Origin of the sequence: Falsiroseomonas sp. HW251, from assembly GCF_050563545.1 — a bacterium.
Taxonomy (GTDB): Bacteria; Pseudomonadota; Alphaproteobacteria; order Acetobacterales; family Acetobacteraceae; genus Falsiroseomonas.
In genome coordinates this window covers 78069-94093 of record NZ_JBNXUM010000015.1, presented here as the reverse complement: position 1 = coordinate 94093, position 16025 = coordinate 78069, and the positions used below count along the sequence as shown (strand labels likewise).

The 16025-nt window shown below is 72.1% G+C and carries 13 protein-coding genes, 1 tRNA gene and 1 pseudogene; 6 read left to right on the top strand and 9 right to left on the bottom strand.

From position 1 onward, the window contains the following. From ACLF3M_RS18880 to ACLF3M_RS18865, 4 genes are all read left to right on the top strand, one after another. Nucleotides 1–1293, top strand: a complete 1293-nt coding sequence (locus tag ACLF3M_RS18880) for a hypothetical protein (protein WP_430658518.1) — start codon at nucleotides 1–3, stop codon at nucleotides 1291–1293. A 2-nt stretch (nucleotides 1294–1295) separates the two neighbouring features. Further along, complete coding sequence (locus ACLF3M_RS18875; protein ID WP_430658517.1) at nucleotides 1296–4559, top strand: hypothetical protein; 3264 nt, start codon at nucleotides 1296–1298, stop codon at nucleotides 4557–4559. 2 nt (nucleotides 4560–4561) lie between these two features. Beyond that, entirely contained in the window at nucleotides 4562–8140 is a 3579-nt protein-coding gene (locus tag ACLF3M_RS18870; RefSeq protein WP_430658516.1) for an eCIS core domain-containing protein, read from the top strand. Between the two features lie 131 nt (nucleotides 8141–8271). Further along, nucleotides 8272–9255, top strand: a complete 984-nt coding sequence (locus tag ACLF3M_RS18865) for a sigma 54-interacting transcriptional regulator (RefSeq protein ID WP_430658515.1) — start codon at nucleotides 8272–8274, stop codon at nucleotides 9253–9255. A 49-nt stretch (nucleotides 9256–9304) separates the two neighbouring features. Here the strand turns inward: ACLF3M_RS18865 and ACLF3M_RS18860 are convergent. The 9 genes and pseudogenes from ACLF3M_RS18860 to ACLF3M_RS18820 form a co-directional block, all read right to left on the bottom strand. Further along, a tRNA-Pro gene (locus ACLF3M_RS18860) sits at nucleotides 9305–9381 on the bottom strand. A 68-nt stretch (nucleotides 9382–9449) separates the two neighbouring features. Beyond that, the gene (locus ACLF3M_RS18855) at nucleotides 9450–10031 is read right to left on the bottom strand and encodes an HD domain-containing protein (RefSeq protein WP_430658514.1); all 582 of its coding nucleotides are present in this window, start codon (nucleotides 10029–10031) and stop codon (nucleotides 9450–9452) included. Nucleotides 10032–10256: 225 nt separating this feature from the next. Continuing rightward, nucleotides 10257–10610: pseudogene (locus ACLF3M_RS18850) on the bottom strand (MerR family transcriptional regulator); the annotation flags it as partial. Then, nucleotides 10607–10921, bottom strand: coding sequence for an integration host factor subunit alpha (locus ACLF3M_RS18845; RefSeq protein WP_430658513.1), 315 nt, complete (start codon nucleotides 10919–10921; stop codon nucleotides 10607–10609). The pseudogene ACLF3M_RS18850 and the gene ACLF3M_RS18845, both read right to left, overlap by 4 nt. Nucleotides 10922–11093: 172 nt before the next feature. Next, complete coding sequence (locus ACLF3M_RS18840; RefSeq protein ID WP_430658582.1) at nucleotides 11094–12074, bottom strand: beta-ketoacyl-ACP synthase III; 981 nt, start codon at nucleotides 12072–12074, stop codon at nucleotides 11094–11096. 11 nt (nucleotides 12075–12085) lie between these two features. Then, nucleotides 12086–13144, bottom strand: a complete 1059-nt coding sequence (gene plsX / locus ACLF3M_RS18835; protein WP_430658512.1) for a phosphate acyltransferase PlsX — start codon at nucleotides 13142–13144, stop codon at nucleotides 12086–12088. Between the two features lie 57 nt (nucleotides 13145–13201). Beyond that, nucleotides 13202–13402, bottom strand: coding sequence for a 50S ribosomal protein L32 (gene rpmF / locus ACLF3M_RS18830; RefSeq protein WP_430658511.1), 201 nt, complete (start codon nucleotides 13400–13402; stop codon nucleotides 13202–13204). A gap of 111 nt (nucleotides 13403–13513) precedes the next feature. Further along, the gene (locus tag ACLF3M_RS18825; protein WP_430658510.1) at nucleotides 13514–14017 is read right to left on the bottom strand and encodes a YceD family protein; all 504 of its coding nucleotides are present in this window, start codon (nucleotides 14015–14017) and stop codon (nucleotides 13514–13516) included. After that, nucleotides 14014–14553, bottom strand: coding sequence for a ubiquinol-cytochrome C chaperone family protein (locus tag ACLF3M_RS18820; RefSeq protein ID WP_430658509.1), 540 nt, complete (start codon nucleotides 14551–14553; stop codon nucleotides 14014–14016). Before ACLF3M_RS18820 ends, ACLF3M_RS18825 begins: the two co-directional genes overlap by 4 nt. A 114-nt stretch (nucleotides 14554–14667) precedes the next feature. On the opposite strand from ACLF3M_RS18820, the gene ACLF3M_RS18815 reads away from it, so the two are divergent. Continuing rightward, the gene (locus ACLF3M_RS18815; protein ID WP_430658508.1) at nucleotides 14668–15222 is read left to right on the top strand and encodes an outer membrane protein assembly factor BamE; all 555 of its coding nucleotides are present in this window, start codon (nucleotides 14668–14670) and stop codon (nucleotides 15220–15222) included. A 25-nt stretch (nucleotides 15223–15247) separates the two neighbouring features. Then, on the top strand, nucleotides 15248–16021 hold the full coding sequence (locus ACLF3M_RS18810; protein ID WP_430658507.1) for an enoyl-CoA hydratase/isomerase family protein: 774 nt from the start codon (nucleotides 15248–15250) through the stop codon (nucleotides 16019–16021). Nucleotides 16022–16025 lie beyond the last annotated feature (4 nt).

Sequence of the window (16025 nt, the reverse complement as noted above, 5' to 3'; positions counted from 1 at the left end):
ATGTCGAGCGCCACGGATTGCGGATGCGGCTGCGGGGGGGCGGATCCGCGCTGCGGCGGCACCCTGCCCGACCAGCCGGATTGCGCAGTCAACTACCATTTCGGCCTGCTGCTCGGCGTCGAGGATTTCCGGGCCGAGCAGGGCTTCCACCTCGGCCATCACCGCCGCCACCAGCGCCTTCTGCATGGCTGGGGCGTGGTGCACGGCATGGGCGTCGGCTTCGACGCGGAGAAGCAGGAGATCCGCGTCGAGCCCGGCTTCGCCGTGGACGCCAGGGGCCGCGACCTTTCGATCGAGGTCGCGCAATGCCTCGGGCTGCCGGCTTGGTGGATGCAGAACCGCGACACGGACGCCTTCGCCGACATTCCGGACAAGGACAGCGCGACCTTCGATGCCGACGTGCTGCTCTCCGCCGCCACCTGCCTGTCGCGGCCGGTGCCCGCCATCGCCGATCCCTGCGCGGAAGGAGGCGGCGAGATTGCCTTTGCCCGGATCTGCGAGACCGCGAAACTGACCCTGGTGCGGCGTCCCGCCGGCACGCCGGATGCGGTGCCGGGCGCGCCGTCCTACCGGCTGCTGCGGCGGCTGGCGGGACTGGTGCCGCCCGATGCCAACGACGCCGACGAGGCCTGGCTGGCCGCTGGCATCGCCGCGCTCGGCGCGCTGTCCGGCGCGGAACGCGCGGCGGCCGAGGCTGCGCTGTGGCGCGCCGTCGCGGCGCGGGCCGCAGCCGCCACTGCCGATCCCGTAGCGCCGCCGGTCTGGCTGCCGCCGCCCGACATCGACGGGGTCGAGGACCGGACGGACTGCATGGTCCTCGCGCGCCTGACCGGCGTCTCGCTGCGGCTCACCGATGCCGGTTGGCAGACGGATGTGGCGTCGGTTTCCATCGATGGCCGCGCCACGCTGCTGCCGACGCAGCTGCTGGAGGCGCTGCGGCCGCCGCCCGCCGCGCCGGCCGGTCCGGTGCTGGCCGAAGCGACGCTCGGCGCGCAGGAGGTGACGCTCCGCTTCGACCGCGCGATCGCCGGGGCCAGCGTGACCGCCGATGCCTTCGCCGTCACGGAATTCGACGGCGCGACGGGCTGGAAGGCCTTCGCCCTCGTCATCGGCGACGTCACCGACACCACCGTCGCCCTGAAGCTGGACCGCGCCCCGTCCGGCCAGCGTCTCCGCGTGACCGCGCTCGGCCGCGGCGCGACGCCGCTGCTCGGCGCCGACCTCATCCCCGCCGGCGCGCCGACGCCCGACGCCGACGGCACCGACCAATCCCTCACCCTGCCGAGGAGCTGACGATGAGCGGAACCAAGGACGGCGACGGCGTGGTGAAGATCGAGGCAGGCTCGCCGCTCACCAGGCTGCATTTCTTCGACGGCAAGTATCTCCGCGCCGACGCGCTGACGCAGGAACAGGACTATCACCGCGAGGCGCTCCGCCTGTCGAACCTCGCTGGCGGCTGGGGCGTGGTGCATGGGCTCGGGCTGGGCCAGGTCGGCGGCGCGCTGGCGGTCTCGCCGGGCCACGCGATCATGCCGACCGGCCGCGTCGCGCTGCTGACGCAGGGGATGGAGGTCGCCATCGCCGACCTGATCGCCGCCGCGCAATCCGCGCAGGAGGCCGGCGGCAAAGGTGTTTTCGGGGATTGCGTGCCGGCCGCCGCGACCGCGGCCGACACCGCGGGCCAAGGCATCTACGAGGTCACGGTCGGCCCCGCCCAGGCGCTCTGCGGCAGCGAGGAGGTGTTCGGCCGGCTCTGCGCCGATGCCTGCGTCACCGACACCGAGCGCCCCTATTGGCGCGAGGGGCTGGTGTTGCGGCTGCGCCCGGTCACGCTGACCTTGCCGACGAGCAGCGCGGTTCCCTTCGGCGCCGCGCATCTGCGCAGCCGCGTCGCCAGCGCCTATTTCGCGGAGGAGCCTGGCATCCCCGGCGCGCTGCTGTCGGCGCAGGGGCTCGCTTCCTCCATCTGGTGCGGGCCCGCCAGCCTCTACACCCGCGACGAGGTGCCGATCGGGCTGCTGGTGCGCGAGGGCAGCACGATCCGCGTGCTAGATGCCTGGTCCGCCCGTCGCGAGCGGATGGAGCCGCAGGCCCGAAGCTACTGGCAGGGCCGGATGCGCATGCGGCCCTGGAACGTCTTCCTCGCCCAGATCCTGCAGTTCCAGTGCCAGCTCTCCGGCCTGTTCCAGAAGGGCTCGCCCGTCTTCACGCCGCAGGCCGACGACGATTGCGCGAAGCTGCGCGCGCTGCTCGCGGACTCGCTGAAGGACCTGGAGGCCGCGCGCGCCGGCTACGCCGAGGGCAACAGGCGAATCCTGAAGATGGTCGGCGCCGAGAAATCGGCCGAGGGCGCGGAAGCCGCCGGTCCGCTCGCCACGGCCTTCAAGCGGATCGAGGCGCTGGCGAAGCGGCTCGGCGACGCGCAGGACAGCCTGGGCACGGCGACGCCGAACCGCATGCTCCTCGCCGGCGGCTTCGTGCAGCTGCCGCCGGCGGGCTACCTGCCCGTCATCGCGGGCCAGCTGCCGGTCAACGCGCAGATCCGCCGCATGATGGGCGAAGGCGTCGCGCTGACCTTCTGTGCCGTGCCGCTTGATCACCTCGGTCATCTGCTCGAGGAGGCGCAGCACATGGACCGCATCTCGCTGACGCGCGGCCTGGACGACCCGTCCCGGCGCGAGGAGGTCGAGATCTTCGTCCCCGACGGGCAGGTCGTCGGCGCGGCCGGTGGCGCCGGCGGCATCCAGTGGAGCGCGCGGATGCTGTCCGGCCTGGTCGAGAACCTGGCGCGGGCCGGCATCGCCGGCGCCCCGGCCCCGCGCGACGGCACGACCGCCGAGGAGACCCTGGCCGGCGCGACCGCGGAGCTGAAGGACACGCTGGCGGGCGCGGTCGCGAAGCGCCGCCTGGGCACCATCGGCTCCTTCCAGCGGCAGCGCGTGAACCTGGTCGGCGTCGGCCGCAGCCGGATCGTCGGCGCGGATGGCGGCCTGCTGGTCGTGCTGATGCACACCGACCCCGACGCGAAGCAGGACGGCAAGCGGCGGATCGACGAGACCAGCTGGCTCGAACTTCGCATCGACGGCGATCCCTTCGCCGGCACGCCGGGCGACGAGATCCCCGCGCGCGTCGAGCAGCGGCGGCTGCGCGTGGCGACGGCGGGCGACGAGACGGAAAGCGAGGCCGACATCCTGGCCGGCGAGGGCCGGATCACGCTGGTCACCGGTCCCTTCCCCGTGGGTCCCGGAGAGACCGGAATCCGCGTCGTGCTGGCCGCGCAGGCGACGCTGCAACGGACCGGCAGCGACGCGCCGCCCGAGCCGGCCGCGCTGCGCTTCGATCTCACCCTGAGCCGCCGGGGCGACGCGGCCGATGGGCGGCTGCGCATGCGGCTTCATCGCCGCGACAGCACCGCCGGGGACGAGGCTCTGGTCGCGTCATGGAGCGGCGCGCCGAGACACGCGACGCTCACCGCGGAGGACGATGACGACATTCCGGTCGAACTGACGGAAATCCCGGCGCTCGCGCCGGAAAGCCCCGCGCGCCTGCAGGCGCTCGATGCCCTGCAGAAGCTCGGCGACGCGACGGAGGACGAGGCCTTTGCCGCGGCGGCGCGCCGCAAGCTCTTTGCCGACGCCGCGAACCCCGCGGGCCAGGCGCTGCTGAACGCGACGCGCGACTTCGTGCTGTTCCGGCGCCGTCGCCAGGGCTGCCAGGGAGCGGCCGCCGCCGCGCCGGTGACGGAGCGCTTCGTCGTGCTGCATGCGAAGCTGCCGGACGAGGGCGCCGCAAAGGCGCTGCAGGCGGCGCTGGCGGGCAACGATGCCGGCGCGCTGGCAAAGTTCGACATCGCGCGCGTGCAGGTGCTGCGCTACGCCGATGCCGCGCAGATGCCCGAGGAAAGCCGGGCCGAGATCCTGCGGGCCTGGCAGCAGGCCTCGCCGGGTCCCCGCGCGCTGCTCGGCCGGGTCTGGGAAACGGCGCCGACGACCGGACAGGGCTGGCAGAACCGCGCCAGGCTGCAGCGCCTGACGGAGATGCTGGAGGGCCTGGTCGCCCCGCCGGCAACGGGTGAACTGGCGGCCATCGCCGCCCCGCCAGCCGGGCTCGGCGATCCCGCCTTCGATGGCGGGATGCTGATCGCGACCGTCGCGGACGCCAAGGCGAGCCAGCGTGTCCACCGCGTCTTCGTCGTGGAGACCGGCCTGAGATCGCGCGTGCGGGACGACCTGAAGAAGACCGGCGGCACGGAGGCCTGGCTGGCCCGCACGTCGAAGCTCGGCACGGCGGTGACCGTGCGGCTCGATGCCGCCGGGACGCCGAACGCGGACGACATGAAGCTCGTTCGCAATGCGGCCAACGGCGCCTTCATGGGCGATGGGCATCTCGCCCTCGCCTCTACCGCCTCGGGCGCCGCGGCCGTCGCGCTCGCCGATCACCGGCAGGTCTGCAAGCAGCTCGGCACGGCGCCGGCGCCGCAGGTCAGCGCCACGAAGGTCGCGTCCTTCGGCGACGGCGCGATCGGCGCCAGTATCCTGTTCTTCGCCGCGATCAACTGACCATGCCCCCCGCCCCGCCCGAGGCGCAGAAAAAGCCACCGCCCCAGAAGGACGCGGCGAAGGACGCGGCGAAAGGCGCGGCGAAGGCGCCCGACAAGCCCGGCACCAAGGACGCGGCCGGCAAGGATCAGCAGGCGACGCAGGCGGGCGCGCGGCCCGGCGCGGCGAAGCCCGACGCCGCGAACCAGGCCGGCAAGGACGCGGCGGAGGCGGGCCAGCGCCTGGACCGCATGGCGGTGCGCGCCAAGATGGCGGTCAGCGCGCCGGGCGACCCTGTGGAGCGCGAGGCCGACCAGGTCGCGGACAAGGTCATGCGCTCCATGGCCGGCGCCGGGCGCGGCGTCGCGCCGCGGCACGACCCGCCCGCCATCTCGCGCGAGGGCGCCGACAGGAACGATCCCTCGCGGCCGACCGTGCCGTCGGATTTCGCCAAGGACCTCGGCACCGGCACGCCGCTCGATGCCGCGACGCGCGCGGCCTTCGAGCGGCAGTTCGGCCGCGACTTCTCCCGCGTGCGCATCCATGACGACGCCAAGGCCGATGCGGCGTCGCGCCGGATCGGCGCGCGCGCCTTCACCATCGGCGACAACATCGCCTTCGCCGGCGGCGAGTACGAGCCGGAGACGCCGGAAGGCCGCCGGCTGCTCGCGCATGAGCTGACGCATGTGGTGCAGCAATCCGGCGGCGTGACGCGCATGGTCATGCGCAATCCCGCCGGCGGCGCGGCACCGAAGGGCGGCGGTGCGGCGACGCCCGGCGCCTCCGAGTTCGCCGTCACGGGCTCCTTGCAGATCCCGCCGATCAAGGGGCGCCATTCGCCGTCCTACGCGGCCAGGGCCTTGAAGAAGGTGCTTCGCCGGCCGCGCGCCTACAACGCGGCGACGCGCGGGACCGACCAGGTCGGGGAGTGGAAGAAGGGCGTCAAGATCGACCTGTCGAAGATCCCGGCCCTGCACAAGCCCGCCAGCGGCCCCTGGAGCCTGCCGCTGCAGCAGGAAGGCGGCAGCGCCTTCGTCGGCGGCAAGCCGCTGACCGGCACCGAGGCGGAGATCAAGGAGAAGCTCCAGCGGCCGGACTGGGACATCTACGGCGCGCCGCAGGATTTCCAGGTGGACCACATGGTGGAGTTCCAGCTCGGCGGCGAGGACGCCGTGTCGAATTTCGAGCTGCTGAACCAGACGCATAACGGCTCCGTCGGCTCGTCCTTCAGCCACGAGATCAACAACGCCATCCGGCAGGAACTGGCGGCGAAGCCGGCCTCCCTGCCGGCGCTGCCCGGCGTCGCGATGCCGGCCCAGCCGACGCCGGACTTCGTGAAGACCAACTATGATATCGTCTTCCAGGCGGTGGAGGGGCGTGGGCGGCAGTCCCGGCGCAACGAGGGCGACTCGTCCTTCTGGTCGATCAAGCAGATCGAGGCTGCCGAACCCGCGACGAAGCTGCTGCCGAAGTCGAACACGCCGCTCGACGGCAAGGCGGACAGGCTGTCGCTGCTCTCGCCCACGGGGCTGATGGTCGTCGCGCGGCTGCCCGTCTCGGGCGACGGGATCAAGGTGCCGAAGGACGGCCTCGGCGGCATCGCGGGGTTCAACATCACCGGCGCCTCGCTGTCGGTCGGCATCGCGCAGCTCGGCGGCACCGCGGGCGTCGCCGCCGACACGCCGGTCGGCCAGCTCGAGGGCGATCTCGACCTCGGCCCCGCCGTGACCTTCCCGAAGGGCCCCCGCCACTCGCTGGCGATCCAGAAGGCGAAGAACCCCTACGCCGTGAAGATCGCCTCCAAGCCGACGCCGGGCCCCAACGGCACGGAGAACCTGATCCCCGCGACCTTCGAGCCGCTGAGTCCGATGGAGATCACCGGGCTCACCGTCGGCAACGGCGTCTTCGCCGGCGCGGCCATCACGCCCGATCATCCGGCGCTCGCCGGGCTGAGGATCCCGGGCCGCATTCACAACGGCAAGGTCGGCATCTTCCACACCGTGGACGTCACGTCGCTCGCGGAGCGGATGAAGATCCCGGGCCTGACGGTGGACGGCGCGAGCGTGACGATCGGCTATGACGGCGTCGCGGTCAGCGTCGGCGGCAGCCTGGCCTTCACCATCCGCAATTTCGGCCAGGGCGTCCTGACGGCCGAGCTCGACAGCCGCAAGTTCTCGCTGGAAGGCAGCTTCCGCCCCGATCCGCGGCTCTTCGACGAAGCCAGCATGAAGCTTTGGTACCGCAGCGACGAAGGCTTCGGCGGCGCCGGCCACCTCGCCATCACCAACCCGAAGAAGATCAAGGGGGTCCGCAGCGCGAAGGTCGCCGCGAAATACGAGAAGGGCGTCTTCCACGCCGACGGCACGGTGGAGCCCGACCTGCCCGGCGTGCAGAATGCGGGGCTTTCCGTAACCTACGGCCCCGATGCGTCGGGGGCGGATTCGCTCCTCGTCGCGGGCGAGCTGCAGCTCGGCGCCGGGATCCCGGGCCTGTCGAGCGGCAGCATCAAGGTCACGCTGGTCCAGAAGGACGATGCGTGGAAGGTCTCGGCCGCCGGCACGATCAAGCCGGACCTGCCTGGCATGTCGCCGCAGATCAACCTCGCCTACAACGACGGCCTCTTCGACGGCACGGTCTCGGCCTCTTTCAGCCGCAGCATCTTCTCCGGCGATGTCGAGGTCGGGCTGACCAACCGCGCTGTCACGCCGGAAGGGACGCTGTCGGGCACCGAGCCCGGGCCGGATCTGCGCCTGTATGGCAAGGGCGACGTCACCGCGAAGATCGCACCACAGCTCGCGGGCAAGGTCGGCATCAAGCTGAAGCCGACCGGCAGCCTGCTGATCAGCGGCAGGGTCGGCATCGCCGAGGCGGTGACGATCTTCGAGCAATACCCGAAGCCGCCTGCCGACCGGCGCGAGATCTTCTCGACGCCCCCCTTCGTCGTCCCGCTGCTCGGCGCGCCCGGCGCGGGCATCGACCTCAGCGTCAGCGCCGGTGCCGAAGGCTATGCGAGCGTCGGCCCGGGCAAGCTCACGCAGGCCGAGATCGGCGTGCTCGACTTCGACCCCGCGCAGCCCGACAGCCTGCACATCACGGGCAAGGCGCGGTTCGAATTGCCCGCCGCGGCCGGCGTGGACGCCAAGCTCAACGCGGCCGTGTCGGCCGGGGTCGGCCTCAAGCTCAAGGCCGATCTCGACGTCAAGGCCGGTGTCGGGGTGGATGCGAAGGCCTCGCCGCAGGTGGATGTGGACTGGACGCCCACCACTGGCCTGCACCTTCATGCCCAGCTCGACACGACGCTCACGCCCAAGCTGAAGTTCGGAGTCGTCGGCTCCGTCGGCATCGTCGTTGGCGCCTGGGGCCACTACTGGAATCTCTGGCGCAAATCCTGGACGCTGCTGGAGAAGGAGGTCGGCACGAATCTCTCGATCGGCGTTACCGCACCGGTGGACTACTACAGCCGAGATAACAGCATTGTGTTCGACCCGAAGAAGGTCACCTTCAACCCCCCTCCGCTGAACGCTGAGACCCTGAAGAGCCTGCTGAATGGCGGCGGCGACCACAGCAGCAAGGAGGGCGAAGGCGAGCCGCCAGACCCCTGAGCCGCTTCTTCCGCTGTTGCGGCCCGGAACCCCCGCGCATTAGCCTCACAACCGCCGGTATGCTCTCGGGCGAGGGTCACATGACAGTCGCGGCAGGATGCGCGCGTCGGGGCCATCAAGGACCCGCGGGGGTGGCGGACGGCTTCGCTGGACTCAACCTGGTGGGGCACTCCGCCAGCTTCCAAGCGGCACTGCGGCTGATCGAGCGGATCGCCCGATGCGACGCAACCGTCCTCATCCAGGGCGAGACCGGGACCGGTAAGGAGCTAGCGGGCCGCGCGATCCACTATCTCGGCGCGCGGCGCGGCGCGCCCTTCATCGCCGTGAATTGCGGCGCAATCCCCGAGCAGCTCGTCGAGAGCGAGCTCTTCGGCCATGCCCGCGGCGCCTTCACCGATGCGCGGGAAGCGCGCGAGGGCGTCATCGCCCAGGCCGAAGGCGGCACGCTCTTCCTCGACGAGGTGGACAGCCTCGGCGCGCGTTCGCAGGTCGCGCTGCTGCGCTTCCTGCAGGACCGGGAATACCGCCCCGTAGGCGGCCAGGCGATGCGCCGGGCCGACCTGCGCGTCATCGCCGCGACCAATGCCGACCTCGCCGCGATGGCCGGGCGACGCGAATACCGGCAGGACCTGCTGTTCCGCCTCGATGTGCTCGCGCTGCGCCTGCCGCCGCTGCGCGAGCGTCCCGGCGACGCCGCGCTTCTGGCGGATCTCTTCGTCCGGCGCCTGTCGGAACAGTATCGCGGCGCGCCGCGCGCGCTCGATCCCGGGCTGCGGGCGTCGCTGGGCGACAGGCCGTGGCCGGGCAATGTGCGGGAGCTCGAGAACTTCATTCATCGCGCCTTCCTGCTCTCCGACGGGCCGGTGATCGGTGCGGCGGAGGACGGGCAGGACGAAGCCAGCGAGGTGCAGTCCGGCGGCCTGCCCTTCCATGCCGCCAAGGCCGCCGCGATCGAGGGCTTCGAGCGACGCTACCTCGTGGACCTGCTGACCCGGACGCGGGGGAATGTCAGCGAGGCCGCGCGGCTGTCCGGCAAGGAACGCAGTCGGCTCGGGCGCCTGCTGAAGAAGCATGGGCTCGCGCGCGACGCCTTCCTCGGCGCGGAGGGCGCCTGAGCGGGTCGCGGGTCCGGGGCGGGCAAGTCTTGGAGCGGCGGGGGAGAAATGGTCGGAGCGGCGGGATTTGAACCCACGACCCCCAGTCCCCCAGACTGATGCGCTACCAGGCTGCGCTACGCTCCGACGCCGCGGTGGATAGCACCGGGACGCGGCGGAAGGCTAGCCCCGGCAGGTCCGCGCAAAACCGCGACTCACCAACGCCTTAGCCGCTCGATCAATCCCTCGATGTTGCGCCTGGCCCGCTTCTCGCGCTCCAGGTGGAAGCGGTCGGTCCAGTAGACCCTCTCCCGCCACAGCAGCATCTCCAGCGCCGCCGTGCGGCCCGCCGCATAGGCCTCGTCCTTGAGGTGCGCGTATTCCCGCCGCCAGGCCGCCTCATGCGCCTCGAAGGCGGCGGCAGGCTCCCCCAACACGGCGTTGTCCATGTCGAGGAGGAGCGCCGCGTCGCCCCGCAGCGAGGGATCGCGCGCGGCCGGCAACGCCCCGCGCGCCATGGCCAGGATGAGCGCCTCCGCCCGGTCCAGCACCGGTGCGGGCAGGCGCAGCGTCGACCGCATAAGCGCTACGCTCGCAGCGTCCCAGTCGTGCCGGCGGCGGTCGAAGACGGCGGCGTGGTAGAGCACGGCCAGGATGAAGGGCGCGCGCTCCGCGACGGCGTGGGACAGGTCCTCCGCCATGCCGAGCAGCGCCGCCACGCGGTCCCAGTTGTGCCAGCTCCGCGCGGGATCCGCGTAGCGCCAGCGCAGATCGGCCATGAGGGCGGGATCGAGCACGCCGTCTCCGGGTGGGCGGGGGCGGCTGTCCTACCGCCGCGCTGCCCAGCTGTCAGCCCGAGGCGAGCGCCGGCAGAAGCCCGGCAGCGCAGCGCGCCGGAGCGCCTCGCCGGTCGGATGGTCAAGCGGGCAGACGCCGCCTGGCCGCTGGCGTCAGTTCCGCGCCACCAGGGCGCGCAACTCATGCGCCAGGCCCTCCAGCACGGCGAGCGCCTCGCGCAGCGCCGCGGTGTGGGGATCGTCGAGCTCGTCGGGCTCGGCATCCGGCGGCGCGCCACCCTCGCCCATCGCCTCCTCGAGCCCGCCGTCGCGCAGCAGGCGCTGCACGCCCTTGATCGTGTATCCCTGGGTGTAGAGCAGGTCGGAGATGCGCTTCAGCAGGCCGATATCCTCGGGTCGGTAGTAGCGCCGCCCCCCGCCGCGCTTCAGCGGCTTGAGCTGCGGGAACTTGCTCTCCCAGAAGCGCAGCACATGCTGCGGGATCTGAAGTTCGTCCGCGACCTCGCTGATCGTGCGGAAGGCGGTGGGCGCCTTGCGCGGCTTGGGGCGGGGCTCGACGCCGGCGGTCTCGTCGCTCATGCCTCGTCATCCGGTTCCGGCGCCATGCCGGGGTTGAGCTTCGCCTTCAGCACCTGGGACGGGCGGAAGGAGAGCACCTTTCGTGGGAGGATGGGGACTTCCACGCCGGTCTTCGGGTTACGCCCGACGCGCTTGCCCTTCTGGCGCACGACGAAGGACCCGAAGGCGGAGATCTTCACGGCCTCGCCGGCTTCCAGCGTGGCGGACATGCGCTCCAGCACGGTCTCGAGCAGCGCGGCGCTCTCGTTGCGGGACAGGCCGACCTGGGCGTAGATGGCCTCGGCGAGGTTCGCGCGCGTGATCGTTTTCATGGCGGCTTCCCTGCACAGGCCCGGTGGATCGCGAGCGCAGCCTAGCGCCGCAACCCCTTCAACAGTCAAGAAAAGCCGTATGCGGTGGCAACGTCAACCGGCCATTCCGGAAGCGGTGCATTCGGCCTCGACGCGATCCGAGGATCGCCCGCGAAGCCGTTGGAAAAGCGCATTAGAACCGCGCCAGCGTCGCGCCCCAGGTCAGCCCGCCGCCGATCGCTTCCATCAGCACCAGGTCGCCCCTGCCGATCCGCCCGTCGCGCGTCGCCTCGGCCAGCGCCAGCGGGATCGAGGCGGCCGAGGTGTTCGCGTGCCGGTCAACCGTGACCACCACCCGGTCCATCGACATGTGCAGCTTCTTGCCCATGGCCTCGATGATGCGGATGTTGGCCTGGTGCGGCACCAGCCAGTTCACGTCGCCATGGCCGAGGCCGTTCGCCGCCAGCGTCTCGTCCACCACCGCGGCGAGCTTGGTCACGGCGTGCTTGAAGACCTCGCGGCCTGCCATGCGCAGCAATCCGGTGCCGCCGGTGGAGCCCGCGCCGCCCTCGATCTGCAGGATGTCGCCGTGGCGGCCGTCCGAATGCAGGTGCGACGACAGGATGCCCCTGCTCCCGGCGGCGTCCCCCTTCTCCGCCCGAAGGAACACCGCGCCGGCGCCGTCGCCGAACAGCACGCAGGTCCCGCGGTCGGTCCAGTCCAGGATGCGCGAATAGACCTCGGTCCCGATCACCAGGACGCCGCGCGCCTGGCCCGTGCGGACCAGCGCGTCGGCGAGGCCGAGCGCATAGACGAAGCCCGTGCAGGCCGCCGCCACATCGAAGGCGAAGCCCTTCGTCACGCCGAGCTTTCCCTGGATGCGCACCGCGGTCGCGGGGAAGGCGCTGTCGGGGGTGGAGGTCGCGACCAGGATCGCGTCCACTTCGCCGGCCTCGGCCCCGGCCTGCGCCAGCGCCGCCAGCGCGGCCTTGACGCCGAGGTCCGACGCCGTTTCGCCATCGGCCGCGATGTGGCGGCGGCGGATGCCCGTGCGCTCGATGATCCAGGCGTCGGAGGTCTCGAGCCCCTTCCAGGCCGCGAGCTCGTCGTTGGTCAGCGACCGCTCCGGCAGGTAGCCGCCGGTCCCCGCGATGACAGCGCGATACGCGGAAATGGGAGCCTCCCTCAGCGCGCCGCGGCGGCGCGCGGCGCGGTCTCGGCGAGGCGGGCGAGCCCCTCGCGGATGCGGTCGTTGAAGCGGTGCGTCACCATGTCCATCGCGACATCAACGGCATGCGCGAAGCCCAGCGCGTCGGTCCCGCCATGGCTCTTCACCACGACGCCGTTCAGCCCGATCAGCACCGCGCCGTTGTAGCGGCGGGGATCCATCCATTCACGCAGGCGATCCAGCGCGGGCCTGGCGAGCAGGTAGCCGATCCTCGCCGGGATGGAACTGGTGAAGACCTGGCGCAGCAGGTCGCGCATCAGCTTCAGCGCGCCCTCGCCGGTCTTGAGCGCGACGTTGCCGGTGAAGCCGTCGGTGACGATTACGTCCACCGTGCCGGCCGCGATGTCGTGGCCCTCCACGAAACCGCGGAAGTTGTTGCCATAGACGGAGTCGCGCAGCGTCTCGGCAGCCAGCCGCACGCGCTCGTCGCCCTTCAGCTCTTCCGACCCCACGTTCAGCAACCCGATGGTCGGCCTGGTCAGCCCGAGCACGGATTGCGCGAAGGCATCGCCCATCACCGCGAATTCGATGAGGTTGCGGGCGTCGCACTGCACGTTGGCGCCGAGGTCGAGCATCACGACGTCGCCGCGCGCGGAAGGCCCGATGGCCGCGAGCGCCGGCCGATCGATCTCCGGCAGCGTCTTCACCACGATCTTGGCCAGCGCCATCAGCGCCCCGGTGTTGCCGGCCGACACGACGCCCGAGGCCTCGCCGGCCGCCACCGCGTCGATCGCTACGCGCATGGACGATCCGCGGATGCGCAGCGCCGCCGTCGGCTTCAGGTCGCCAGAGATCGTCTCGGGCGCGTGCCGGAGGGAGCAGGCCTTCGCCGCCCGGGGCCGCAGGGCCAGTAGCGCGCCGACGCGCGCCTCATCGCCGACGAGCAGGAAGCGGGCATGCGGATGCCGCTCGGCCGCGAGCTCCAGGCCGTCCAGCACGACCTCTGGCGCGTGGTCGCCGCCCATGGCGTCGATCGCGAGGGAGAAGGCCGGAACGGCCCGTCCCGCGTCAGCCACGGGGCGTCTCCTCGCGAAGGCCCATCAGGCGAGCCCAGGGGCGACCCACCCGTCGCCTCAGTTCCGGACGACGCCGCCGGCCTTTTCCGCGGCGATCACCTCGCGCCCGTCGTAGTGCCCGCAATGCGAGCAGACGTGGTGCGGGCGCTTCAGCTCGCCGCAGTTGGAGCATTCCTGATGCGCATTCGCGCTCAGGGCGTGGTGGCTGCGACGCATCCCGCGACGGGACGGCGAAACCTTCTTTTTCGGAACGGCCATGGCGCCGAGCCTCTCTGTCGATCAAGCTTGAGGGGATGCAATGAGCCGCGCGCTCTACCACCACCCCCACCGGGCCGCAAGCGGCGTGACCCCGTCGGGACACAGGTCTGATCACCCCTGGCGCAGCTTTGCAAGCGCGGCGAAGGGATTCGGCTGGGCCGCCGGGGTTTCGGGCTCCTCCGCCGGGTCCATCGGGGGCAGTTCGGCGCCCTCCGCCCGGGGATAGGGATCGAGCGCCAGGGAAAGCTGCTCGGCCACCGCCTCCCCCAGCTCGACCTGGCCACCCTGGCTTTCGATCTCGTCGGGGCTGTCGGGGTCGTCGTCTGCGGGCTCCGCCCCTTCCTCCAGGATGCGCAGGTCGAGCGGCGCGTCCACCGCCTGGGAAACCGGCTCCAGCGTCACCACGCAGGCCTGCTCGACCCTCGCCAGCAGCCGGCCCCGGGCCCGCCAGGACCCGCCGGGCTCCGGCACGATGCGCAGGCCCGCGGAGACCGACGCAACGCCGAGGATGCCGAAGCGCCGCGCCAGCGCCGCGCATTCCGCCGGCGTCGCCTCCAGCGTCACCTCGCGCGGCTCGGCCGACAGCCGCACCAAGCGGGAGAATTCGGGCTTCATGCCGCGTCCCCCGGAAACCGCACCGCGCCGGCGACTAGCCGGTCGAAGGGCTGCGCGGCGAGCGCCGCATCCGCCGCCGCGGCATGCGCGGCCAGCGCCCCGGCCGCGCCGGGCGGCGCGCGGCCGCGCCAGACATTGCGGTCAAGCGCCTCCGTCAGCGCCGCCAGGTCGCCCGCCCGCAGCGCCTTGTCATAGGCCTGGGCGCGGCCGTGGAAGGCCTCCCACATGCGCTTCACGCGCTTGCCGACCGCGAGGTCGCCCACCCCCATCTCGCGCAGGTTCACGGCCATGTCCGCGAACATCGCGTCGAACACGGCCTGCGCCAGGTCCTTCGCGCGGGGATCGGGATCGCGCGCGATGCGGCAGACCAGCAGCCCCGCATGCAACGACACCAGGTCGAAGCGCCCCTCCAGCGTGTCGGGCACGGCGAGCGATCCGAACAGCGCGGGATCGCGCGCCGCCCCGACCGCGGCGGCGTAGAGCTCGAAGCCCGCGCGCTCATGCGGCTTGCGGGCGAAAAGGCCGAGAAGGCCCATGGCTTTCAGCGCGCTCCTCGCATGATGGACCAGCGCGCGCTCCCCGCGCGATGGACGCCCCGGATGGGCGGGGGCGCAATTGACCGCGCCGCGCGCCAGTGGCATGCGAACCACATGGTCCGCCCCCCGCCGATGGTCAACGCATCGCGCCACGCGCTCATGCTCGGCGCGGCCGCCCTGCTGGCCCTCGCCGGCTGTTCCTGGCTGCCGGCGGCGCCGCCCATCCCCCGCGTCGGCGAGATCTTCGCCAGCCCCAGCCAGGTGCGCGGCCACATGGTCACCGCCGAGCAGCTGGACCAGGTCACCCCCGGCGTCTCCACCCGCGACGACGTGCAGGCCGCGCTGGGCTCACCGACGACGACCGCGACCTTCGACGACAACGAATGGTACTACATCGGCGCAATCAGCCGCCCGCGCCCCGCCCGCACCATGGGGATCGAGGACCAGCAGGTCGTCGTCGTCACCTTCAACCCGCAGGGCACCGTCGCGGGCATCCGCCGCCTCGGCGCCGAGGATGGCCGCCAGGTCCGTGTCGTGCAGCGCGAGACCCCTTCCCCGGGCAGCGAGCGCAGCTTCATGCAGCAGCTCTTCGGGAATGTCGGGCGCCTCGGCCCGGGCCTCAGCGGCCAGCAGTCGACGCAGGGGCCGGGCACGCAATCGCCGCGCTGACCGCGGCGCCCCGCAGGGAACCAGCATGGCCCAGGATGCCGCCGGCGCGCCGCCCAGCCTGGAGATCGAGGGCAGCCAAGCCCTGATCCGCCTCAACCGCCCGCGCCAGCACAACCGCATCGAGCCTGTGGACCTGCTGGAGCTGACCCGCCTGCTCGATCGGATCGAGGCGACGGAGGGCCTGCGCGTGCTGGTGATCACCGGCACCGGCAGGTCCTTCTCCTCCGGCGCGCATATCGGCGAGCTCGGCCAGGCGAGCGCGCAGAAATTTCCCGACTTCGCCGCCGTGATGGACCGCATCGAGCGCTTCCCGCTGCCGACGATCTGCGCGCTGAACGGCGGCGTCTATGGCGGCTCCACCGACCTCGCGCTGGCCTGCGACTTCCGCATCGGCGTGACGGGGATGCAGTTCCGCATGCCGGCGGCAGCCCTCGGCGTGCACTACTATCCCGGCGGGCTGCGCCGCTATGTCTCGCGCCTCGGGCTGAACACGGCGAAGCGGATGTTCCTGCTGGCCGAGACGATCGGCGCGGAGGAACTGCTGAAGCTCGGCTACCTCAATGAGCTCGTGGAGCCAGACCGCCTGATGCCGCGCGTCGCGGAGCTCGCGGAGCGGATGGCCGGCCATGCGCCGCTGGTGATGCGGGGGGTGAAGAAGGCGCTGGACGACATCGCGCGCGGCGAGGCCGACGACGCCGAGATCGCCGCGCGCGCCGGGCGCGTCGCCGCCGGCGAGGACGCGCGGGAGGGGCGCCTCGCCTGGCTCGAGAAGCGCCCGCCGCGCTTCACCGGTCGCTGAGGCC